The sequence below is a fragment of the Mycobacterium sp. IDUB_24 genome (assembly GCF_055419385.1).
The window spans coordinates 100,295-122,326 of the sequence record NZ_JBVAXO010000003.1; the positions used below are offsets into that span (position 1 = coordinate 100,295).

General features: G+C 66.8%; 23 protein-coding genes. 7 read left to right on the forward strand and 16 right to left on the reverse strand.

The window, feature by feature from the left end:
- Nucleotides 1-25: 25 nt before the first annotated feature.
- On the forward strand, nt 26-451 hold the full coding sequence (locus tag ACZYZF_RS12955) for a F420-dependent biliverdin reductase (protein ID WP_463746830.1): 426 nt from the start codon (nt 26-28) through the stop codon (nt 449-451).
- On the opposite strand, the gene ACZYZF_RS12960 is transcribed toward ACZYZF_RS12955, so the two are convergent.
- Entirely contained in the window at nt 448-1,050 is a 603-nt protein-coding gene (locus ACZYZF_RS12960) for a DUF305 domain-containing protein (RefSeq protein WP_463746829.1), read from the reverse strand. The genes ACZYZF_RS12955 and ACZYZF_RS12960 overlap by 4 nt on opposite strands.
- Nucleotides 1,047-2,627 carry an LVIVD repeat-containing protein gene (locus tag ACZYZF_RS12965; protein WP_463746828.1) on the reverse strand — a complete coding sequence of 527 codons (1,581 nt, stop codon included), beginning with the start codon at nt 2,625-2,627 and terminating at the stop codon, nt 1,047-1,049. The genes ACZYZF_RS12960 and ACZYZF_RS12965 overlap by 4 nt, the downstream gene beginning before the upstream one ends.
- Nucleotides 2,628-2,854: 227 nt before the next feature.
- Between ACZYZF_RS12965 and ACZYZF_RS12970 the strand changes: the two genes are divergently transcribed.
- Nucleotides 2,855-3,334: a TetR/AcrR family transcriptional regulator gene (locus tag ACZYZF_RS12970; protein WP_463746827.1), complete on the forward strand. Its 480-nt coding sequence runs from the start codon at nt 2,855-2,857 to the stop codon at nt 3,332-3,334.
- Between the two features lie 12 nt (nt 3,335-3,346).
- Here the strand turns inward: ACZYZF_RS12970 and ACZYZF_RS12975 are convergent, their stop codons facing one another.
- The gene (locus tag ACZYZF_RS12975; RefSeq protein ID WP_463746826.1) at nt 3,347-4,474 is read right to left on the reverse strand and encodes a M24 family metallopeptidase; all 1,128 of its coding nucleotides are present in this window, start codon (nt 4,472-4,474) and stop codon (nt 3,347-3,349) included.
- Between the two features lie 52 nt (nt 4,475-4,526).
- Between ACZYZF_RS12975 and ACZYZF_RS12980 the strand changes: the two genes are divergently transcribed.
- Both ACZYZF_RS12980 and ACZYZF_RS12985 read left to right on the forward strand, forming a co-directional pair.
- On the forward strand, nt 4,527-5,402 hold the full coding sequence (locus ACZYZF_RS12980) for a hypothetical protein (RefSeq protein WP_463746825.1): 876 nt from the start codon (nt 4,527-4,529) through the stop codon (nt 5,400-5,402).
- Nucleotides 5,399-6,382 (forward strand): 5'-3' exonuclease, encoded by a 984-nt coding sequence (locus ACZYZF_RS12985; protein ID WP_463746824.1) that lies wholly within the window; start codon nt 5,399-5,401, stop codon nt 6,380-6,382. The genes ACZYZF_RS12980 and ACZYZF_RS12985 overlap by 4 nt, the downstream gene beginning before the upstream one ends.
- Nucleotides 6,383-6,524: 142 nt before the next feature.
- On the opposite strand, the gene ACZYZF_RS12990 is transcribed toward ACZYZF_RS12985, so the two are convergent.
- The 7 genes from ACZYZF_RS12990 to pafA form a co-directional block, all read right to left on the reverse strand.
- The gene (locus ACZYZF_RS12990; RefSeq protein ID WP_463746823.1) at nt 6,525-7,337 is read right to left on the reverse strand and encodes a DUF4333 domain-containing protein; all 813 of its coding nucleotides are present in this window, start codon (nt 7,335-7,337) and stop codon (nt 6,525-6,527) included.
- A gap of 38 nt (nt 7,338-7,375) precedes the next feature.
- Nucleotides 7,376-10,171, reverse strand: a complete 2,796-nt coding sequence (locus ACZYZF_RS12995; protein ID WP_463746822.1) for a DEAD/DEAH box helicase — start codon at nt 10,169-10,171, stop codon at nt 7,376-7,378.
- Complete coding sequence (tatC, locus tag ACZYZF_RS13000; protein WP_463746821.1) at nt 10,161-11,117, reverse strand: twin-arginine translocase subunit TatC; 957 nt, start codon at nt 11,115-11,117, stop codon at nt 10,161-10,163. The genes ACZYZF_RS12995 and tatC overlap by 11 nt, the downstream gene beginning before the upstream one ends.
- A 76-nt stretch (nt 11,118-11,193) precedes the next feature.
- Nucleotides 11,194-11,454, reverse strand: coding sequence for a Sec-independent protein translocase subunit TatA (gene tatA / locus ACZYZF_RS13005; protein WP_463746820.1), 261 nt, complete (start codon nt 11,452-11,454; stop codon nt 11,194-11,196).
- A 30-nt stretch (nt 11,455-11,484) separates the two neighbouring features.
- On the reverse strand, nt 11,485-12,474 hold the full coding sequence (locus tag ACZYZF_RS13010; protein ID WP_463746819.1) for a helix-turn-helix transcriptional regulator: 990 nt from the start codon (nt 12,472-12,474) through the stop codon (nt 11,485-11,487).
- Nucleotides 12,471-13,460: a helix-turn-helix transcriptional regulator gene (locus ACZYZF_RS13015; RefSeq protein WP_463746818.1), complete on the reverse strand. Its 990-nt coding sequence runs from the start codon at nt 13,458-13,460 to the stop codon at nt 12,471-12,473. Before ACZYZF_RS13015 ends, ACZYZF_RS13010 begins: the two co-directional genes overlap by 4 nt.
- 18 nt (nt 13,461-13,478) lie before the next feature.
- Nucleotides 13,479-14,837, reverse strand: a complete 1,359-nt coding sequence (gene pafA, locus ACZYZF_RS13020; RefSeq protein WP_208301349.1) for a Pup--protein ligase — start codon at nt 14,835-14,837, stop codon at nt 13,479-13,481.
- 145 nt (nt 14,838-14,982) lie between these two features.
- Between pafA and ACZYZF_RS13025 the strand changes: the two genes are divergently transcribed.
- Complete coding sequence (locus ACZYZF_RS13025) at nt 14,983-16,107, forward strand: baeRF11 domain-containing protein (protein ID WP_463746817.1); 1,125 nt, start codon at nt 14,983-14,985, stop codon at nt 16,105-16,107.
- On the opposite strand, the gene ACZYZF_RS13030 is transcribed toward ACZYZF_RS13025, so the two are convergent.
- Entirely contained in the window at nt 16,087-16,770 is a 684-nt protein-coding gene (locus tag ACZYZF_RS13030; RefSeq protein ID WP_463746816.1) for a TetR/AcrR family transcriptional regulator, read from the reverse strand. The genes ACZYZF_RS13025 and ACZYZF_RS13030 overlap by 21 nt on opposite strands.
- 81 nt (nt 16,771-16,851) lie before the next feature.
- On the opposite strand from ACZYZF_RS13030, the gene ACZYZF_RS13035 reads away from it, so the two are divergent.
- Nucleotides 16,852-17,289 (forward strand): hypothetical protein, encoded by a 438-nt coding sequence (locus tag ACZYZF_RS13035; RefSeq protein WP_463746815.1) that lies wholly within the window; start codon nt 16,852-16,854, stop codon nt 17,287-17,289.
- Here ACZYZF_RS13035 and ACZYZF_RS13040 read toward each other — a convergent pair.
- On the reverse strand, nt 17,218-17,847 hold the full coding sequence (locus tag ACZYZF_RS13040; protein WP_463746814.1) for a TetR/AcrR family transcriptional regulator: 630 nt from the start codon (nt 17,845-17,847) through the stop codon (nt 17,218-17,220). The two genes, ACZYZF_RS13035 and ACZYZF_RS13040, sit on opposite strands and share 72 nt — an antisense overlap.
- Nucleotides 17,848-17,902: 55 nt before the next feature.
- Between ACZYZF_RS13040 and ACZYZF_RS13045 the strand changes: the two genes are divergently transcribed.
- Nucleotides 17,903-18,613 (forward strand): SDR family NAD(P)-dependent oxidoreductase, encoded by a 711-nt coding sequence (locus ACZYZF_RS13045; RefSeq protein WP_463746813.1) that lies wholly within the window; start codon nt 17,903-17,905, stop codon nt 18,611-18,613.
- Here ACZYZF_RS13045 and prcA read toward each other — a convergent pair.
- The 4 genes from prcA to dop form a co-directional block, all read right to left on the reverse strand.
- Nucleotides 18,602-19,363 (reverse strand): proteasome subunit alpha, encoded by a 762-nt coding sequence (gene prcA / locus ACZYZF_RS13050; RefSeq protein WP_463746812.1) that lies wholly within the window; start codon nt 19,361-19,363, stop codon nt 18,602-18,604. The two genes, ACZYZF_RS13045 and prcA, sit on opposite strands and share 12 nt — an antisense overlap.
- Complete coding sequence (prcB, locus tag ACZYZF_RS13055; protein WP_463746811.1) at nt 19,364-20,161, reverse strand: proteasome subunit beta; 798 nt, start codon at nt 20,159-20,161, stop codon at nt 19,364-19,366. It abuts the gene before it with no gap.
- Between the two features lie 59 nt (nt 20,162-20,220).
- Complete coding sequence (locus tag ACZYZF_RS13060; protein ID WP_019343292.1) at nt 20,221-20,415, reverse strand: ubiquitin-like protein Pup; 195 nt, start codon at nt 20,413-20,415, stop codon at nt 20,221-20,223.
- Between the two features lie 105 nt (nt 20,416-20,520).
- Nucleotides 20,521-22,029, reverse strand: coding sequence for a depupylase/deamidase Dop (dop, locus tag ACZYZF_RS13065; protein ID WP_463746810.1), 1,509 nt, complete (start codon nt 22,027-22,029; stop codon nt 20,521-20,523).
- Between the last annotated feature and the right edge of the window lie 3 nt (nt 22,030-22,032).

A 22,032-nucleotide genomic window follows, 5' to 3' on the forward strand; every position in this document is an offset into this window, starting at 1 on the left:
ATGTCCTGCGCTAGCGTGGACCCCGATGGCTACATCTCGTGGCAAGGCAACCACCAAGCTCACCAGCGAAGCACTGGCGTTTCTCACCGAACGTCACCTGGCCATGCTGACCACGCTGCGCTCGGACAACTCGCCGCACGTCGTGGCGGTGGGTTTCACGTTCGATCCCAAGACACACATCGCCCGGGTCATCACCAACGGCGGCTCCCAGAAAGCGGTGAACGCGCACGAGCGCGGGATCGCCGTGCTCAGCCAGGTCGACGGCGCGCGCTGGTTGTCGTTGGAGGGCAAGTCCACCGTGCGCAGCGAAGCCGATGCGGTCCGCGATGCCGAGCTGCGATACGCCCAGCGCTACCGCACGCCGCGGGTGAATCCCCGTCGCGTGGTGATCGAGGTACGGATCGAACGCGTACTGGGTTCTTCGGAGCTTCTGGACCGCAGCGAGGGTTAGCCAGGCGCGTCGAGCATCAGGGTCATCAGCTGGATCTCTTCGGTCTGTTCGGTGACCATGAGGCTTGCGGCCCGGCGTACGGCGTCGTTATCGCTGTGCTGAAATGCATAGCCCGCCATGGTGATTCCGCCCTGATGGTGGCGCGTCATCAGTTTCAGGAATTGCGTCTCGTTGTCGGGGCCCGTGCTGCGCTGCAGGCGGGCGAGATCCTCGGGTGTGGCCATACCGGGCATGACCGTCGCGTGCTCGTGGTGATCCGTACCTTCGTCCGACATCCAGGCCATCGGCTGGGTGGACGACGGCGCCGCACCGGCGAGTTGAAGCCAGCCGGTCATCTGTCCGATTTCGACGAGCTGGGTGAAGCGGATCTGTTCGGCGAGCGCCGTGACCTCCGGCGAAGCGTCTGCGGCCAGCATGTCGGTCATCGTGACGGCCTGCTGGTGGTGCGCTGTCATGTCTTGGGCGAAGCCGATTTCCAGCGCCGAGAGGACCGGTGGCCGGGGGTGGTCGCGGTCCATCACCGCAGCGCACAGGACGGCACCCGCCACAGCGGCGACGACGGCCATCACAAGGGCACGAAGAGCGCGGCGGACGGTCATCGTGGCGGGTACACCGACCGGTCGAGGCGCAGTGTCATGAAGCCGTTGTCCGAGCACGTCACGTACAGCAGATCGCCGCGGAATTCCGGTGGGGACATACACCAGTCCGCCGAGAGGTCCAGCCCGATGATCCGGCCGTCGCGGACGATGTCATCGCCGTTGATCTGGCCGTTGAGGATGGCGTGGGCCACGGCGATGACGCTGCTGGCCGGCGGCACCACGATGCCGCCGAAGCGCACATGCTGAGAGTTCGGGAGCTGGTCGTTCTTCCCGGTCTGGGCCGGTGGGTTGAAGTAGGCGATTTCGTGGACGTTGTCGGGATCGCGGACGTCGAATACCCGGATCCCGGATTGCGCCCACCCACACGCCAACGCCTGGGGGTCTTGCCGGCGGTCGACGCTGCAGTAGTGGGATTCATAACCGAAGGCTCCGCTGCTGGAGGCGCTGGCGGCCCATCGGTCGAGGTTCTGCGGCAGGTTGATGTCTAGTTTGACGGTGGTGCGCAGCTTCAGGTCGGAGAAATCGGAGGCGTCGAAGAGTTTGACCCCACCGGAGCCGAACTCGTCGACGTTGAACAGGTGTGGCACCCCGTCGTAGGTGACGTAGATGCTGTGTTGGCTGATCAATCCGTCATGCCAGTGTTTGTACCCGCGACTGGGTAACAGCTGGTGCATGGTCGTACCCGGTGCTGCTCGGTCCTGTACGGCGGAGGTGTCCAGCACGTTCAGCCCGGCTGCGGTGGACATGAACATGGTGTCGCCGTCCGGGGTGAAATCCATGCCGTGGCTGGCGAAGCCCGCCGGTGCGCTCCACACCACCCCGGGGTCGGTCGGATCGGAGACATCGACAGCGCTGGCCCAGATCTGGCCGGAAGCCCAGTATGTGTTGCCGTCGGGCGAAAACCCGCCTTCGTGGGTGAGCATCGGAATCCGCACCCCGGGCAGCGATCCACGGCCCTCGTTGAGCAATCGGGGATGCGCGCAGTCGGTCGCGATGTCGTAGATGGAGATGTACCCGAGCCCGAACAGAAACGGCACCCCGGTCCCGGCCAGCAAACCGCGGGTTTCGTTGACCTTCAATGATTCCCACGTGCCGTTGACCATGGCGGGTTGATCGAGCATCACGGTGGGACGGGGATGCGCCGGATCGGAGACATCGACCACCTGGACCCCGTCCGTGTGCGGGAAGGTCGAACCGATGTAAACGCAGTTCTTGTATGCCGCACTGGTCCAGCCGGCACCGGGCCCCTGGTACTGGCCGACCAGATCGATGTTGCAGTTGTAGCCCAATGTGCTGCGTCGGGAATCGCGATCCCCGACGGGCACCTCACCCTGCAGACCGGTCTCGACACGATCGCCCGGGCGACACGTCGCCGCCGCCACCGCGGTTGACCAGACGTCGTTGTTCGGGTCGAAACCCGGGGGCAGGCCTGCCCAGGCGGGCGAGGCGGCGCAGATGAGGACAGTCAGGAGGGTCGCGCACACTGCCGCCCACCGCAGCGCCGCGGTGTGGCTGTGGCCGGCCGGCGAGGTGCCGGCGCCGAAGCGCTCGCAACGAAATCCGTCGTTCTCCCCCATCGCCGCAACCTAACATCCTCTAAGGCATTAGAGGATATTCATGGAGAATTTGCTCTGATCGCCTCCCCGTCGGTTGGTAGCTGGAAGGTTAGGATTGCGCCATCAGCGCACCTCGTAAGTACAACCCGACCAAGCGGCGCGCCGACCTGGCCGACGCCGCCATCGAGCTGTTGAGCACGGAAGGCGCACGGGGACTCAGCCATCCCCGGGTGGACAGGCAGGCGGGTTTGCCGGCAGGAACGACGTCGTACTACTTCCGTACTCGCAAACTCCTGTTGCACGGGGTCGCGGAACGCCTGACCGAACTCGACCTCGGTGACCTGTCGATGATGGACGAGCGCAGCGATCGATTCGAGCGCCAATACGGCGGCACCCTGGGGCTCGCGCGGCTGGTGATGCTCTCGGGTACCGAGCCCTACCTGACCCGCACCAGGGCTCGGTTCGAGCTGATCCTGCACGCCCACCGGGACCCTGACCTGGCGGCCATCATGGCGACCTACGGCGTCCAGTTCTACAGCCGGGCACGCGAAGTCATCGCCCGCTGGTACGACGATCCCACCGTGCCGGCCACCCAGATCGAGGAAAGTGCCGTCGTGGTGCTCACCTTCATCAGCGGCATCATGACCAGCTTCATCCACGGCAGCCCCGTCATCACCGACGCCCACCACCTGGACCAGCTGATCCGCCACCTGCTGCAGCGTGGATAGCGGTGCGTACGCCTAGCCCACCGGGACGACGACGAGGTCGTGCGGCTGATTGTTGACCGACAACGCACCGCCCTCGGTGACCACGACGATGTCCTCGATACGGGCGCCCCAGTGGCCCGGGAAGTACACGCCGGGCTCGACGCTGAATGCCATCCCGACCTCCAGGGGCAGATCGTTACCGGCCACGATGTAGGGCTCCTCGTGCACCGACAGCCCGATGCCGTGCCCGGTGCGGTGGACGAACGCCTCGGCCAGCCCCTCGGCCGCCAGCACGTCGCGCGCGGCCGCGTCGATCTGCTCAGCGGTCACCCCGGGGCGCACGGCCGCGACGGCGGCCTGCTGCGCGCGCTGCAGTACCGCATAGCGACGCGCCACCTCCGGATCCGGCTCACCGATGCTGTAGGTGCGGGTGGAGTCGGAGTTGTAGCCGGGCTCGTACGGACCTCCGATGTCGACGACGACGATGTCCCCGGCGCGCAACTCACGGTCGGAGCACTCGTGATGCGGGTCCGCACCGTTGGCGCCGGAGCCTACGATGATGAACGCAACTTCTGAATGCCCTTCGGCGACAATGGCTTCGGCGATGTCAGCGGCCACATCGGCCTCGGTGCGGCCAGGCACCAGGAACTCGGGAACCCGGGCGTGCACGCGGTCGATCGCCGCACCTGCCTTGCGTAGCGCATCGATCTCGGCGGGGTCCTTGATCATCCGCAGCCGGCGCAGCACATCGGTGGCCAGCACCGGAACCACGCCGAGCAGGTCGGCAAGGGGCAGCAGGTGCAGGGCGGGCATGGCATCCGTGACCGCCACGGCACTTCCCGGCCCGCCGAGCGCGTCGGAGACCATCTGATACGGGTTCTGCCCGTCCACCCAATCGCGCACCGTCACACCGAGTTCGGTGACCGCCGACTCACGCAGCGCCGCCAATTCCAGGCGCGGCACCACGATCGTCGGGTCGCCGGAGGCCGGTAGCACCAGCGCCGTCAGCCGCTCGAAGGTCTGCGCCCGGGAGCCCACCAGGTACCGCAGGTCATAGCCCGGGGTGATGACCAGACCGGTCAATCCGGCGTCCGCCGCGGCGGACGCCGCCGCGGAAAGCCGTTGGGCGTAGACATCGGTGCTGAATCGGCTGACGCTCATGGCGTCGAGGCTAGTCCGTAGCTCACCGACGCCACCGGCTACTGTCGCTGGAATGTTGCGTGACATCCGTGATCTCACCGACGATCCCGAGGCCTATGCCACTGAGCTGCGCAGGCGCTGGGGCGGCCTGCTCAGTTATCGATACCTCGGGCGCTCGTATGCCTCGATGGACCTGGGCCCGGTCGACGACACGGTCACGTTGCGTCGCGACATGCGCAACCCTGCGGGCGGATTGCTGCTTGCGGTGCTCGGTATCTCCTCTCCCGACAGCGGCGGAGTCAGTGATCTGGAGGCCGTGCCCAATCCGGTCATCCATTCCTGTCAGGTCCTGGATCCGGCCACGGATGTGGCTCGCATCCGGGTGGACACCGAGGTCCTCAAACAGGGCAGGCAACTGGCCTATAGCCGCTCGGTCATCGTCGACGCCGACAATCCGGACCGGGTCATCGCACTGACCGAGGGCCAGGGCATCTCGATCGGCACACCACCGGAGGGCCTGGAGAAGATGCCCGTCGACCCGATAGGTGTCGTCGACGGACCGGATCTGCCGCCGCTGTGGCAGGTGTTCGGTGGCAGCAAGCGCGACAGCGGACCGTGGGCCGGGCACTGGGCGCTGCCGGAGCTGGCAGTCGAGGTGGCCTCACCGGACGCCGCCCTTCACATCGGCCCGCAGTTCGTGATACTGGAGACGGCTGCCATGGAAAGCGCGGTCGAGGCCACAAACAGCGTTGCGTTGCAAGGCCTTTCGTCGCACGTGATGTTCTTGGCGCGCGGCAAGGCCGGCCCGTTCCGGGTCGACACCCAGGTACTGACCGGCGCCGGGAGCGCGGGTGCCGGCAGCGTCGCCGTCAGGGCCACCCTGTACGACGAGGGTGCCGGCGGCAAAGCCGTCACCGCCGCCTCATACATCTTCGGGAGGATCCAGTGAGCGACCCGGTTCTGCTGCTCGACGGCGCCAGCATGTGGTTCCGGTCGTACTTCGGTGTGCCCTCGTCGATCAAGGCCCCCGACGGCCGGCCGGTGAACGCGGTGCGCGGGTTCCTCGATTCGATTGCCACTCTGGTGACCCGGGAACGGCCGCGCCGGCTCGTCGTGTGCCGCGACGACGACTGGCGGCCACAGTGGCGGGTCGACCTGGTGCCCTCGTACAAGGCGCACCGGGTCGCTCGGCCGGAGGCCGACATCGGGCTGCGGCCTCCTCCTGATGGAACCCTCTACGTCGAAGAGGTTCCCGACGACCTCACCCCGCAGGTCGACATGATCATCGAGCTGCTCGACGCCTTCGGCATCGCGACGGCCGGGGCGCCCGGGTTCGAAGCCGACGACGTGCTCGGCACGCTGGCGACACGTGAACAGCGGGATCCGGTCGTGGTGGTCAGCGGCGACCGTGACCTACTGCAGCTGGTACGTGACGAGCCCGCCCCCGCCGTGCGCGTGCTCTACATCGGTCGAGGGCTGGCCAAGGCGACGAAGTACGGTCCGGAGGAAGTCGCAGAGCTGTACGGGGTGCCCGTCGACCGAGCCGGACCCGCGTATGCGGAGCTCGCCCTGCTGCGGGGTGATCCGTCCGACGGACTGCCCGGTGTAGCCGGCATCGGAGAGAAGACGGCCGCGGCCCTGCTGGCCCGATTCGGCTCCTTGGAGGGCATCAAAGCGGCCACCGAGGATCCGAAATCCTCACTGTCCAAAGCACACCGGGCCAAGTTGCTGGCCGCGGCCGACTACCTGGCGGCGGCCGAGCCGGTGGTGCGGGTGGCCACCGATGCCCCGGTGACCATGACCACTGCGACCGATCAATTGCCGCTGGTCGCCGGCGATCCGGCCCGGGTCGCCGACCTGGCCGCGGCGTACGGGGTGACCTCGTCGATCAGCCGATTGCAGTCGGCCCTGGACCGGCTGCCCGGCTGATCTCGGACATTGCCCATCGCGCGGGCTTTACGCGCCGTTTTCTACATGCGGGTCGCTCACGGCGCGGCGAGCTGCCCTCATGTAGAAATCGGCGAGAAGTCAGCCAACGCGCCGGGCCAAACCAACGTGGCGACCGGTAGGACTACTTGGGCCGACCGACCTCGTAGGTGCCCTTGTCGTCCTTGAAGGTCACCGTCACCTTGCGCTTGGTGCCGTCGATGGTGACCTCGCAGTCGAACGTCGAATCCTTCTCGACCTTCGGATTTTCGCCGTCGTTGCACTTGACACCGGTCACCTTGGTGGCGCCGTAGCCGTTGGTCTTGTCGGTCAGGATCTGCTCGACGCCGCTCTGGGCCTTGTTGATGTCGAGCTTGGTCGTGACCGCCCAGCCGGGTAGCCAGAAGGCGGTCACCGCCAGGATGATCAGCAACAGCGCCACCACGCCGCCGACAACGCCGCCGATCACCCCGAGTGAAGCCTTGGAACCCTGGTCGGCACCTGGGATGCCGTACTGACCGAACTGACCGGGAGCGCCGTACTGGCCCGGTTGACCGAACTGACCCGGCTGTCCGGGCTGTCCGTACTGGGGCTGCTGGCCGGGCTGGCCGTACTGCGGCTGCTGCCCGTAACCGGGCACCTGGCCGTACTGGGGCTGCTGGCCGGGTTGCGGGTACGCCTGCTGGGCGTACTGATCAGGCCCGGGATACTGCGGCTGCTGGGGCTGTTGCGGCTGCGAATAATCCGGCTGCTGAACGCCCTGCGGCTGCTGCGGGTAGGACGGGTACTGCTGCGGCGTGTACGCCGGAGGCTGCCAGGCCGGAGTGTTGGTCGTGGGGTCCTCGGAAGCGGGGGTCGGCGGCTGCCATGCCTCGGCGCCCGACGCCTGGTCCGCTCCGGGCTCAGGCTGCTGACCGGGCCACTGTTGTCCCTGGTCAGATCCCTGCGGTCCGCTCATGGTTCTCCTTGATCCTGTTCTGTGTCGCCTCAGACACCCTACCCCGCATCAACAGCAACAACGCCGCGCCGAACATCGTTGACAGCGCGTTTCGCGGTATTGCGCAGGGCGGATTGCGGCGCGGCATTACGGACTTGGTCGAGCAAATCTAGGACCTGGCGGCACCACCGCACGAAATCGCCCGCCGAGAGCGTCGAACCCGACCCGTTCACATCAGAGGCGGCCAGGGCGGCAGCCAGATCTCCGGTGGTGGCCCAGCGGTAGACCGCGGTCACGAATCCTTCGTCGGGTTCGCGCCCCGGGGCCAGCCGGTGCCGCTGTTCGTCGCCGCGCAGGTCCACCGACATCCGCCGGGTACGGGCCAGCGCGCGACGCAGGCCCTCCGTGGGAATGTCGACTCCCAACACACCGCCCGCCGAATCCCCACGGGACTCGAACAGCACCGCCGAGAGCACCGCCGCCAGTTCTGCCGCCTGCAGGCCCTGCCACAGCCCAGCACGCAGGCATTCGGCCACCAGCAGGTCGCTCTCGCTGTAGATGCGGGCCAGGAGCCGGCCGGCATCGGTGACGCTGAGATCCGGCTTGAGTTCACCGTCGTTGTTCGCTTTTATGAACCCGCGTTCGCTGAGCAGCGCCACGATCCGGTCGAAGGTGCGGGCCAGTGAGTTCGTCGCCGCGTTCACCTTCTGCTGGATCTGGGCGTTGTCACGTTCGATGCGCAGATACCGTTCGGCGATCCGGGCCTGCGCTTCACGATCTGGCAGTTGGTGGGCCGGATGATCACGCAACTCGTCACGCAGGCCGGCGAGTTCGGGATCGACGTCACGTTCGGGGGCGCCGGTGCGCCGGCCCGACCGCACCGACGGCAACGACAGGTCGGCTGCGGCCGAGCGCAACGCCGACGCCAGGTCCCGGCGTACGCGCGGCTGCCGGTGCTCCACCCGCTTGGGTAGCGTCATCGCGCCCAGCGGGGCCGAGGCACCTGAGTAGTCGGCGGACGAAATCCGGCCGGCCCAACGGTGTTCGGTCAACACGAGCGGTCTCGGGTCGTCACTGTCGCGCTGGGCAGGCTCCAGCACCACCGCCAGTCCACCGCGGCGCCCCTGGGTGATGGTGATGATGTCGCCGCGGCGCAACGCGGACAACGCATCGGTGGCCGCCTTGCGTCGCTGCAGGCGCGAGGCCCGCGACTGCGCACGCTCGCGTTCAGTGATCTTCGCCCGCAACCGGACGTAGTCGAGGATGGGCGCGTCTGGACCGCCGAATTCGGTCGCCAGCTCGCCCATCATCCGTTCGCCGCGCGCGATCCCGCGCACCAACCCGACCACCGACCGGTCTGCCTGGTACTGGGCGAACGAACGTTCGAGCAGTTTGTGGGCCTGTTCTGGCCCCATCTGCTGCACCAGGTTGATGGTCATGTTGTAGCTCGGCGCGAACGAGCTACGTAACGGGAAGGTTCGAGTGGAAGCCAGGCCGGCGACCTCGGCGGGTTCGGCGTTGCTGTCGTCGGGCCGCCACAGCACAACGGCATGGCCTTCGACATCGATGCCGCGACGCCCGGCGCGCCCGGTCAGCTGGGTGTACTCGCCCGGTGTCAACGGGACATGCTGCTCGCCGTTGAACTTGACCAGGCGCTCGAGCACCACGGTGCGGGCGGGCATGTTGATCCCCAGCGCCAGCGTTTCGGTAGCGAACACCGCCTTTACCAGGCCCGCGGTGAAAAGTTCCTCCACGGTGTGCCGGAAGACCGGCAGCATGCCCGCGTGGTGGGCGGCGAGCCCACGCAGCAGGCCTTCGCGCCACTGGTGGTAATCGAGCACGATCAGGTCGGATTCGGCCAGATCGGCGCAGCGTCGGTCGACGATCTCCGCGATCCGGCCGCGTTCCTCGTCAGTGGTGAGCCGCAGTGGCGCACGCAGGCACTGTTGGACCGCCGCGTCGCATCCGGCCCGCGAGAACACGAAGGTGATGGCGGGCAGCAGCCCCGCGCCGTCCAGGGTGGCGATGACGTCCGGCCGGCTGGGCGGCCGGTACAGCTGCGGGCGACCTCCTCCGCGGCCACGCCCGCGTGGTTGCCAGTCGGCCAGCCGGTCCGCCTCGCGCCGATGACTGATGTGGCGCAACAGCTCTGGGTCTACCAAGGTTGATGTCGCCGCCCGGGCGGCTCCGTCAGTGCTTCCGGCGCCCTCGAACAGGTCGAACAACCGCCGGCCGACCAGCATGTGCTGCGACAGCGGGACGGGCCGGTGTTCGTCGACGACGACGGTGGTGTCGCCGCGGACGGTCTGGATCCAGCCACCGAATTCCTCGGCGTTGCTGACAGTGGCCGACAGGCTGACCAGCAGCACCTCCTCGGGCAGGTGCAGGATGACCTCTTCCCACACCGCGCCGCGCATCCGGTCGGCCAGGAAGTGCACCTCGTCCATCACGACGTAGGAAAGTCCGTGCAGTGCAGGTGAATTCGCATACAGCATGTTGCGCAGCACTTCGGTGGTCATCACCACGATGTCGGCGTCGCCGTTGATGGACTGGTCGCCGGTCAGCAACCCGATCTTGTCCGCACCGTAGCGGGTCACCAGATCGTTGTGCTTCTGGTTGCTCAGCGCCTTGATCGGCGTGGTGTAGAAGCATTTTCCGCCGGCCGCCAGCGCCAGGTGCACCGCGAATTCACCGACCACGGTCTTACCAGCCCCGGTGGGCGCACACACCAGGACGCCGTGCCCGCTCTCCAGCGCGCGGCAGGCACGCACCTGGAAATCATCGAGGGCGAACGGGTATTCGGCGGTGAACCTGGTCAGCTCAACGCCCGTCCCCTCACCTGGTTCAGGTGGCATCGTCGTCGATGCCGATCCGTGACGGACCCAAATCCGGTTCTGTCACAGGTTCGGGCCGTTCGACGGGTTCCACCGTCGGGATGGGCGCAGCCTCGTCCTCGGGCACCTCCAGTGCCTCGCGCCGGGCCTTGCGCTTGTCGTTGATCCGCGCCACCTGGATGGCGAACTCCAACAGGAGGCTGAGCGCGCCGGCCAGTGCCAGCATCGTGAACGGGTCCGACCCGGGGGTGGCGAACGCCGCGAACACGAACAACCCGAAGATCAGTCCGCGGCGCCAGGCCTTGAGCCGCTCATAGCTGAGCATGCCCACCAGGTTGAGCATGATGATCAACAGTGGGAACTCGAAGCTGATGCCGAACACCAGCAGCAGGTTGATCAGGAATCCGAAGTACTGGTCACCCGACAGCGCAGTGACCTGCACGTCGCTGCCGACGGAGAGCAGGAAGCCCAGGGCCGTGGCCAGCACCACGTACGCCAGGATCGCGCCGGTGATGAACAACAGGGCGCCGACGCACACGAACGCCATCGCGAAGCGGCGTTCCTTCTTGTACAGGCCCGGCGTGATGAACGCCCATAGCTGGTAGAGCCACACCGGGCAGGCCAGCACGAGCCCGGCCGCCAACGCCACCTTGAGGCGCAGCATGAACTGGTCGAACGGGCCGGTGGCCAGCAGACGGCACTCGCCGTCCGGTGCGATCGTCGCGCGCGCCGAGTCGGGCAGCGCGCAGTACGGGCCGCGCAGCCACTCCCCCAGGCTGTGGAAGCCGAAGAAGCCGTGGGTGTACCACAGGAAGCCGAAGATCGTCGTCAGCAGAACGGCGGCCACCGCCATCAACAGACGGTTGCGCAACTCGTGCAGGTGGTCGACCAACGACATCGTGCCGTCGGGGTTGACCCGCGAACGGCGGCGACGTGGATCGAGCTTCTTGATGAATCCGGAGGTCACTGGCGTGTTCTAGAGGCCTGGTCGTAGACGCGACACGGCATCGCGGGGCGATGACCGCGATCGGCTGCCGGACCGGTCAGGCCGTGTGGCGATCCGGGGACTGCTCCGGGGCAGGCGCCTCGACCCGCTCGGAAGCTATCGGCTTCGCCGGCGGGGGGTTGTCGGCCGTGGGACCCGAAGACGCTGAAGAATCCGACTGCATCTCCTTGATCTCCGACTTGAAAATCCGCATCGACTTACCGAGCGACCGGGCGGCGTCCGGCAGCTTCTTGGCACCGAAAAGCAGTACGAACACCGCGATAACAATGATCCAGTGCCAGGGTTGTAGACCACCCAATTTGGTTACCTCCAGACGTCGGTGCCGAGTCTACTCGCGTGTGCCGTCGGTGTTGTACGCATGCGGCGTCACCGCGTCATAGACACGCAACGCCTCTCCGGCAGATTCCTGCACCCGCTGCGCAAGTTCCTGTGGGGCCAACACCCGCACCGCCGAACCGAATCCGAGCAGGAAGCGCGCCATCCACTCGGGCGAGGCGTACGTCATCACCGCTTCGCACGCCCCGTCGGGCAATTCATTGACCACCCGCAACGGGTAGTAGTCGAACATCCACGACGCGGATGGGTCGATCAGCAGAGTTGCCGACGGCAACGACGGGTCGGCGGTATCGGGATCGAACAGCGAGGTATCGATGCCGGCCTGCACCGCCGGCGACGGCGGCTCAGCGGGATCGGCGAGACGCTCTGCCGCGACGATCCGGTCGAACCGGAACATCCGGACCGCCTCGGCGCTGCGGCACCACGCCTCCAGGTAGCTGTTGTCGCCGATGAGCACGACGCGGATCGGGTCCACCGTGCGGGTGGTGAGCGAATCACGCGAAGCCGAGTAGTACTCCAGGGTCAGCGCACGGGCGTCCCGCACCGCGGCGCGTACCGCCGCGGCCGTCCCGGTTTCCTGGGGCACGCTCTCCTCGACAGCGGCGCGCTGGCTGCCCGCCGCCGATTCGATCTTGGCGATGGCGCTGCGAGCGGCCTCGGGGTCCACCATCCCGGGCACGTCGACCAGCGAACGCAGGGCCACCAGGATGCCGGTGGCCTCCGTCGACGTCAGGCGCAGCGGGCGATCGACACCGGCGCTGAAGGTGACTTCGACTGTGTCCCCTTCGAAGTCGAAGTCGATGAGATCGCCGGGACTGTAGCCGGGAAGCCCGCACATCCACAGCTGCCGCAGATCGTCGTCGAGCTGCTTGGCTGTCACCCCCAGGGCGGCCGCGGCCGCCGAACGCGTGACCTTCGGGTTGGCCTGGAAATACGGCACCATGTTGAGCATCCGGACCAACCGGGTGGAAACCTGACTCATGACCGCTCCACCTGCGCCCGCAACCGGCTCACCACGTCGTCGCGCAATGACGGTGGTTCCAGCGCGACGGCGTCGACGCCGTAGCCGGCGATCTCGCGGGCCAGCCGGTCCGACATTCCGATGTCGACGGTGATCTCCTCCCCTGCGCGCCCGCCCAGCGTGCGCGGCACGGTCTCGATCGCCTGACGGCGCAGCGCGGTGGCGCGTCCGCCGGCGATCCACACCCTGGCCTGTTCACCGGTCGGTTGTTCGGCCACGGCACGCGCGACGATGTCACGTAGGTTCACCTCGTCGGGTTTGGCCACCGCGCAGGCCGGCCCGACCGTGCTCACGTCGGGATCGATACGGGAAAGGCGAAAGGTACGGGTGTCGTCGCGGTCACGGTCGTGTCCGACCAGATACCACCGGCCGCGATGGGTGACGACGCCCCACGGCTCGACGTTGCGGCTGGTGTGCTCCACGTTGCGCGAGGCGCGGTGCCGGAACTGCACCGCGTGCCCGGAATCGATCGCCGACAACAGGATTCGCAACACTTCTTCAGAGCCGCGCAGGCCGGGCAGCGTTGCGGTCGAGGCGATGGCCACACCGGCCCCGTCGGCATCGACATCCACGCCCGCGGCACGCAGCTTCAGCAGTGCTCCCTGCGTCGCAGTGATCAACTCGGGCGACTGCCACAGTTGAGTGGCCACCGCGACCGCCGCCACCTCATCGCCCGTCAACTGGACCGCGGGCAGCGCGTACTCGTCGCGGTTGATGCGGTAGCCCTCGGTCGCGTCGAACTTGGAAACCCGCCCGGTCTCCAGCGGGATTCCCAGGTCGCGCAGTTCGTTCTTGTCACGCTCGAACATCCGGGAGAACGCCTCATCGGTGGGACTGTCCTCATAGCCCGCGACGATGCCGCGGATCTTGTCGGCCGGCAGGAACCGATCGCTGGACAACAACGCGATGACAAGATTTATCAACCGCTCGACTTTGGATACCGCCACGAGATGAAAGCTTAGAGCTCACATGCTGGCGATCAGGCGCTTGACCCGCTCGTCGACCGATCGGAACGGATCCTTGCACAGCACGGTGCGCTGAGCCTGGTCGTTGAGCTTGAGATGCACCCAGTCCACGGTGAAGTCGCGCCCGGCTTCCTGTGCGGCGCTGATGAACTCGCCGCGCAACTTGGCCCGGGTGGTCTGCGGCGGGGTGTTGACCGCGGCGTCGATCTCCTCGTCGGTGGTGATCCGGGAGGCCAGACCTTTGCGCTGCAACAGGTCGAACACGCCACGACCACGCTTGATGTCGTGGTAGGCGAGGTCGAGCTGACTGATCTTCGGATCGGACAGCTCCATGTTGTAGCGGTCCTGGTAGCGCTGGAACAATTTGCGCTTGATCACCCAGTCGATCTCGGTGTCGACCTTCGCGAAATCCTGGCTCTCGACCGCGTCGAGTTGGCGGCCCCACAGATCGACGACCTGCTCGATCTGGGTGCTCGGTTCCCGGGTCTGCAGATACTCCACGGCCCGGCTGTAGTACTCGCGCTGGATGTCGAGGGCGCTGGCCTGCCGCCCGCCCGCCAACCGCACCGGACGCCGCCCGGTCAGGTCGTGGCTGACCTCACGGATGGCGCGGATGGGGTTGTCCAGGGAGAAATCCCGGAACGGGACACCGGCTTCGATCATCTCCAGCACCAGCGAGGCGGTGCCCACCTTGAGCATGGTGGTGGACTCGCACATGTTGGAGTCGCCGACGATGACGTGCAGCCGGCGGTACTTCTCGGCGTCGGCGTGCGGCTCGTCGCGGGTGTTGATGATCGGCCGCGAGCGGGTGGTGGCGCTGGAGACGCCCTCCCAGATGTGCTCGGCGCGCTGGCTCAGGCAGAAGGCTGCGGCCTTCGGTGTCTGCAGCACCTTGCCCGCACCGCAGATGAGTTGGCGCGTGACCAGGAACGGCAGCAGCACATCGGAGATCCGGGAGAACTCACCGGCCCGCACGATCAGGTAGTTCTCGTGGCAGCCGTAGGAGTTGCCCGCGGAGTCGGTGTTGTTCTTGAACAGGTAGATGTCGCCGCCGATGCCCTCGTCGGCGAGCCGCTGCTCGGCATCGATCAGCAGGTCCTCCAGGACGCGCTCACCGGCGCGGTCGTGGGTGACCAGCTGGGTCAGGTTGTCACACTCGGCCGTCGCATACTCCGGGTGGCTGCCCACATCCAGATACAACCGGGCGCCGTTGCGAAGGAACACGTTGGAACTGCGGCCCCACGACACGACCCGCCGGAACAGATAGCGGGCAACCTCGTCGGGACTGAGCCGGCGATGGCCATGGAACGTGCAGGTCACACCGAATTCTGTCTCGATGCCCATGATTCGTCGCTGCACGCCATCGAGCTTACGGGGTGGCTGACGGTAACGGTGGGCAAGCTCGTCCATCGTGTTCGTGGCGCAACCTTTCTCGGACTTTTGACCCTGGTCAGCGCCCCTGGCAGGCATAGGGTTGGAGAAGCATCGACACAAAGGAGTGGTGATGACCCGCTATGAACTACCCGATGTTGCCGACCTGATCCGCCTTGGCGAGCCCCACGAGAACGCCATCACGGTCTATGCGGAAACCGCACCGGGACCGGACGAGCGGGAGAAGAGCGTGCTGACGGCGAAGAGCGCGGTGGACCGGGCACTGCGCACGATCCGCGAATCCGGGGCGCGGCACGCCGTGGAGGAACAGCTGCGGTCACGCTGGACCGAGATCGCCGAATCGGAACTGTGGCTGAGCCTGTCCCGTTCGGTGGCCATCTTCATCGCCGACGACTTCCATGAGGTCTACGTCCTGCCCAACGCTCTGGACAGCCAACTGCAGGTGGGCAGTTACTTCGACATCGGCCAGTTGGTGCGGGCAGTCACCACGCCGCAGGACGCCTACGCGCTGACGCTGTCCGCCGATGGCTGGAACCTGTGGCAGGCCACCGCGAGTACGCGGGCCGAGGAGTTGGAGCTCACCGGCGAGTACGCCGTCGACGTCGCCGATGCGACCCACCGCGCCACCGTCCGCGACCGGGGTCATGTGCGGCGCCTGGTCGGTGACGAGGGCAAGAAGGTGTTACTCGAGCAGTACGCCAAGCGGGTCGCCGATGCGGTGGACAGCGAACTGGGACAGCTCGATCCGTCGTCGACGCGACCGCTGTACCTGTTCGCGACCGGCCCGCTGCTCGACATGTACCGCGGCCTCGACCACAAACGCCAGATCGTGGCGGTGCCCGGCGCGGCAGACCAGCTGCGGCCCGATCAGATCGACGGCGCCATCCGGGAGTCGCTGCCCGCCCTGAACGCCGAGCAGGCCAGCGCGTGGGTCGACGAGTTGGGCGACGACATCGGCAAGGGGCTGGTGGCCACCGATCTCGGCGACATCACGCGGGCCGCGGCGGCCGGGGCGGTGGACACGCTGGTGTACAACTTCACCGTCGATGTGGTGGGCCGGATCGAGGCAGCCACCGGAGCGCTGCACTACGACGATTCCGGCTATGACGTCCTGTCCCGCGTCGCGGTGACGGTCCTCGACAAAGGCGGTGCGGCTTACGCCGTGCGGCCTGACGAAATCAGCTCCGGCATCTGGAACCAGACCGCTGTCGCGAAGCTACGTTTCCCCCTGGCCTGAGGACGCCGACGCGTGCAGTGACCCGGCGGGCGCGCCGAGGATGCGTTCGAACGCCTGCAGGTAGGCACCCACAACCTTTTGGGCATTCGCCCCGCTGATGTCGGAGCCCGTGGCGCCGTCCGCCTCGATCGCATCGATGAACGCATCGGCCAGGTGTAGTCCCATCCCGGTGATGATGCCTGCGGCCTCGTGCGGGTAATCGGTGTCGAAGACGCCTTCGGCGCAACCCTGGCGGATGATCGACTCCAGCATGGGCGCCGTGGTGCGCATCGAACCCTGGGTCATCTTCTGCCGCAGCAGCGCATTGTTCTCGTCATGCCACAACCGGATCAGGGTCGCCACCTCGGTGACACTCTCCGATTTCCATGCCCTCGATGCGTCGAAGTAGGCGTGCATCTTGTCGAGTGCCCCGCGGTGCGGGTCCTCGACGATGCGGGCCAACCGGACGGTGGCACTCTCTCCCATCTGCTCGATGACGGCCTCGAGGAGGGCGCGCTTGGACCGGAAGTAGTGGTAGAGCGCCCCTTTCGAGATCTGCAGCTGGGCCAGAAGATCCTCGATGGTCATCGCCTCGTAGCCCTTGTCGTGCATCAACCGCAGTGCTGCATCGAGAATGTCGCGACGCCGAACGGCGTATTCGGTGGGGTTCACCTGACGTGCCACGAATCCTCCGTTGACGTTGGACGTGGACCGAGTCTAGCCTAAAAATAGACCGTCAGTCGGTTTATTAATCAGGAGCCGCACATGCCGCAACCCACACCGCAGGCCCGGCAACGCACCCGCGCGTTCGCCAGAGTCCTCGGCCCCTTCGTCGCCATCGCCACCGTCATCATCGCGATCCGGCTGCCCAGCCTTCAGAACCTGCTCGGCGACCTGTTCACCAGCGGGACTCTGCCCTGGATCCTCGGGGCCGCCATGCTGCTGATGGGGCTGGTCGTGATCGCCTTCCACCAGTACTGGTACAGCGTGACCGCCGTGCTGATCTCGTTGTTCGGCTGGTTCGTCGCACTGCGCGGGGCAGCCATGATGGCCATCCCGTCTGCCATCGAGTCCGGTGCCGATGCAACTGTGACCAGCGCCGGGCTGCTGATCGCCGCACGTTGCTTCTTCCTACTGCTGACCGCGATGGGACTGTGGTTCACCTATGTCGGCTGGCGCCCCGAGGACACCGACGGACGGTGAGCCGGCCGGGCTCCTCAGCCCGTCCAGTACAAAACCGAGGTGGCGCCGCCACACGGCATCGTCGCCGTCGGCCATCGCGATCACCTTCGACATGGCCCACATCAGCGTGGACAGGTCATCCGCCCCGAAGTCGGCGCGGAGCACCCCGGCCTCCCTGGCCCGGCCCACCACGGCCTCGAGAAGCCCACCGGCACGGCCACATTCGCCCGCGACGTCGACAGCGCCGACCGGGTTTCGGGCCACCGCGTCGTTGATGCTGCGGTCCGAGGCCTGCATCGCGAACAGGCTGTCGAGGAATCCGGTGAACCCCCGCCACGGGTCGGCATCGCCGAGCGCCTGCTGCGCCAACCGATCGATGACGGCCAAACGATCGGACAGCACGACATCCAGGAGTGTGCCGCGGTTCGGGAAGTGGTTGTAGAGCGTGCCGATGCTCACGCCGGCCCGTCGGGCGATCTCGTCGAGCGGTACGTCGACGCCGCGCTCGGTGAAGAGATCCGCGGCCGCGGCCATCAACCGGTCCCGGTTACGGACCGCATCCGCACGCATTGCCGCCATGCCGTTCAGCATATCGAAGTTGAGGGCACACTCAACTTGTGTTATTAAGTTGAGCATGACCTCAACTTCTTCTCCCGTCCTGCTGGCACTCGGCGTCGGCCCCGGTCTCGGTCTTTCCGTCGCGCAGCGGTTCGGCGCCGAGGGGTACCGCGTAGCACTGATTTCGCGTTCATCACGACGGCATTCGGGTTACCTGGAGGCACTGGCCGACAACGGAATCGAGGCGGCCGCCTATGTGGCCGACGCATCCCGACCCGATCAGCTGCGCAGTGCCATCGACGCTGCCCGCGCCCGGTTCGGCCGGATCGACGTCGGCTACTACGGTCCCGCCGCGTTTGAATCGGCACCCACCGACGACATCACCGGTCTCGACGCCGCAGGCGCGAAAGCCGCGCTCGACAGCGTCGTACCCGCGGTCGACTTTGCCGCCCAACTGCTTCCCGAGATGCAACAGCGCGGCAGCGGAGGATTGCTGTTCGCCGGCGGGCTGAGCAGTGTCGTGCCGATGCCCCCGCTCGGCGGGCTCGCCCTGGCGGCGGCGGCGCTGCGCAACTACGCAGTCACGCTGCACGCCGCGCTTGCGCCCACAGGCGTGTACGCCGGGACGGTAACCATCGGCGGCCTGATCGAGCGCGGCGACATCTACCAGGCGATGGCGGGCGCGGGTGATCTACCGACGATCGATCCCGACGAATTGGCGGACCTCACGTGGCGGCTCTACCGCGACGGCACCGAGGCCGAAGCGGTGGTCAACCTACTTACCTGATTTCTTCGGCTTCACCGACGGCTCAGCATCGGCCGTCTTGTCCGAAACCGCTTCAGGCAGAAGCGCTTCCAGCGCGGCACCGGTGATCCGGCGGAAACACCGGCGCGGCCGGGTGGCATCGAGCACGGCGACTTCGAGTGTCGCCGGACCCAGAGCGCGTGCCTCGGATCCATTACCGCTCGCGCCCAGCGCCTCCACCGCGATCTTGATCGCAGCGGCCAGATCGGCGTTCTCCGCGTACGACTCGTTCAGCGCGGCGATGATCGGCTCCGTGGTGCCGCCCATCACGACGAAGTGCGGCTCGTCAGCAATCGACCCGTCATAGGTGATCCGGTACAACTCCGGGGCCTTCGTCTCGCCATAGTGCGCGACCTCGGCCACGCACAGCTCGACCTCGTAGGGCTTGGCCTGCTCGGTGAAGATCGTGCCGAGAGTCTGCGCGTAGACATTGGCCAGCTGGCGACCGGTCACGTCCCGACGGTCATATGCGTAGCCGCGGGTGTCGGCGAACTGGATGCCGCCGCGCCGCAGATTGTCGAACTCGTTGAACCGGCCGACGGCGGCGAAGCCGACCCGGTCATAGAGCTCACTGACCTTCTGCAGGGAGCGCGACGGATTCTCGGCGACGAACAGCACGCCGCTGTCGTACGCCAACGCCACCACGCTGCGGCCTCGGGAAATGCCCTTGCGGGCCAATTCGGAGCGCTCACGCATCGCCTGCTCGGGCGAGATGAAATACGGGAAGCTCATTTACCCCTCACCGCCCGTCCGGGTCCGGCGCGCGATGACCTCGCGGGCCAGCTCGGCGATGCGTCCCTCAGCGATCTCCTCGGCCCCGCCGGCGCCGAGGGTCACCGCGGTCGGATAGATGCCGCGCACCAGATCGGGTCCGCCGGTGGCGGAGTCGTCGTCGGCAGCGTCATAGAGCGCCTCGATCGCCACCTTCAGCGCCGAATCCGCGTCGACCGCTTGCGAGTACAGCTTCTTGATCGAGGACTTGGCGAAGATCGAGCCCGAGCCCACCGACTGGTAGCCCTCTTCCTCGATGTTCCACCCGCCGGCGGCGTCGAAAGACACGATGCGCCCGGCGGTCTGCGGGTCGGCGGCGTCGACGTCGTAGCCCACCAGCAGTGGCAGCGCCACGAAACCCTGCAGTGCGGCACCGAGATTCCCCCGCACCATGATCGCCAACCGGTTCACCTTGCCGCGGAACGTCAGCGGCACCCCTTCGACCTTTTCGTAGTGCTCCAGCTCCACGGCATAGAGCCGGGCAAACTCCACTGCGATGGCCGCGGTACCCGCGATGCCGGTCGCCGTGTATTCGTCGGTGATGTACACCTTCTGCACATCGCGCCCGGCGATCATGTTGCCCTGCGTGGAGCGACGATCACCGGCGATCAGCACCCCGCCGGGGTACTTGATCGCGACGATGGTCGTCCCGTGCGGCACTACGTTCGTCGGGTTGATCGCGCCGTCGGAGACACGGTTCACCGGCAACAGCTCGGGGGCCTGCCGCCGCAACAACTCAGAGAAAGATGACAGGTCCATGGCTACAGAGGGGGTACCGGAGAGGGTTGGTTGGGACAGAGACAGGTTCTCGCGCCAGGTCACTGGCCGCCCTTTTGGACGTATGCGCGCACGAAGTCTTCTGCGTTCTCTTCCAACACGTCGTCGATCTCATCGAGCAGATCGTCGGTCTCTTCGGCCAACTTTTCGCGACGCTCCTGGCCGGCGGCCGATGCACCCGGGAGGTCCTCATCCTCGCCGCCGCCACCGCCACGCTTGGTCTGCTCTTGAGCCATCGCTGCCTCCTGCAATTGTGATCGGCCGGGCTAACCGCCCAACCGGTTCTTCCACAGTACCGGTCGGCACCCGGATTGCCCGGGATAGCTCACCGGTCGAGATCGTCAGTTCGTGAGTTGCTCGACGAGTTCCGCGGCGCTGTCCACGGAGTCCAGCAGGGCCCCGACATGCGCCTTGCTTCCACGCAGCGGTTCGAGCGTCGGAATCCGGACGAGCGAATCCCCGCCGAGATCGAAGATCACCGAGTCCCAGCTGGCCGCGGCGATATCGGCGCCGAAACGGCGCAGGCATTCGCCTCGGAAGTATGCCCGGGTGTCGGTCGGCGGATTGTCCACCGCGTCGATCACCTCCTGTTCGGTGACCAGGCGCTTCATCGAACCGCGCGCCACCAACCGGTTGTACAGGCCCTTGTCCAGCCGGACGTCGGAGTACTGCAGATCGACCAGGTGAAGCCGAGGCGCCTGCCAGCCGAGGTTCTCGCGCTGGCGGAACCCCTCCAGCAACCGCAGCTTGGCGGGCCAGTCCAGGATCTCGGCGCATTCCATCGGATCGCGTTCGAGCAGGTCCAGCACATGGGCCCAGGTCTCGACGACGTGGGAAGCCCGCGGGTCGGAGTCCTTGATGTCGACCAGTTTGGCCACCCGGTCCAGATAGACCCGTTGCAGCGCCAGCGCGGTCATCTCCCGACCGTCGGCGAGCGCGACCGTGGCCCGCAGCGACGGATCGCGGCTGATGACGTGCACCGCATGCACCGGCCGGGCCAGCGCCAGATCGGACAGGTCCAGCCCGAACTGCGGGCCCTCCTCGATCAGGTCGAGCACCAGAGAGCTGGTGCCGACCTTGAGGTAGGTGGATGTCTCGGCCAGGTTGGCGTCGCCGATGATGACGTGCAGCCGGCGGTACTTGTCGGCGTCGGCGTGCGGCTCGTCGCGGGTATTGATGATGCCGCGCTTGAGCGTGGTCTCCAGGCCGACCTCGACCTCGATGTAGTCGGCCCGCTGCGACAGCTGGAAGCCGGGATCGTCCCCTGACGGTCCGATGCCGACCCGGCCGGAACCCGTCACCACCTGACGGGACACCAGGAACGGCGTGAACCCGGCGATCACCGCAGAGAACGGAGTCTGGCGGCTCATCAGGTAGTTCTCGTGCGAACCGTAGGACGCACCTTTGTTGTCGATGTTGTTCTTGTAGAGCTGGAGCTTGGCGGCGCCGGGCACACTGGCGACATGGCGGGCCGCGGCCTCCATCACGCGCTCACCGGCCTTGTCCCAGATCACCGCATCCATCGGATCGGTGCACTCGGGCGCCGAGTACTCCGGGTGGGCATGGTCCACGTACAGCCGGGCACCGTTGGTGAGGATCATGTTGGCCGCGCCGACCTCGTCGGCATCGACGATCGGAGCCGGCCCGGAGGCCCGCGACAGGTCGAATCCGCGAGCGTCCCGCAACGGGGATTCGACTTCGTAGTCCCACCGGGTGCGCTTGCCCCGCTGAATCCCGGCGGCTGCCGCGTACGCCAGCACTGCCTGCGTCGAGGTCAGGATCGGATTGGCGGTCGGATCTGACGGCGAGGATATGCCGTATTCGACCTCTGTTCCGATGATCCGTTGCATGGG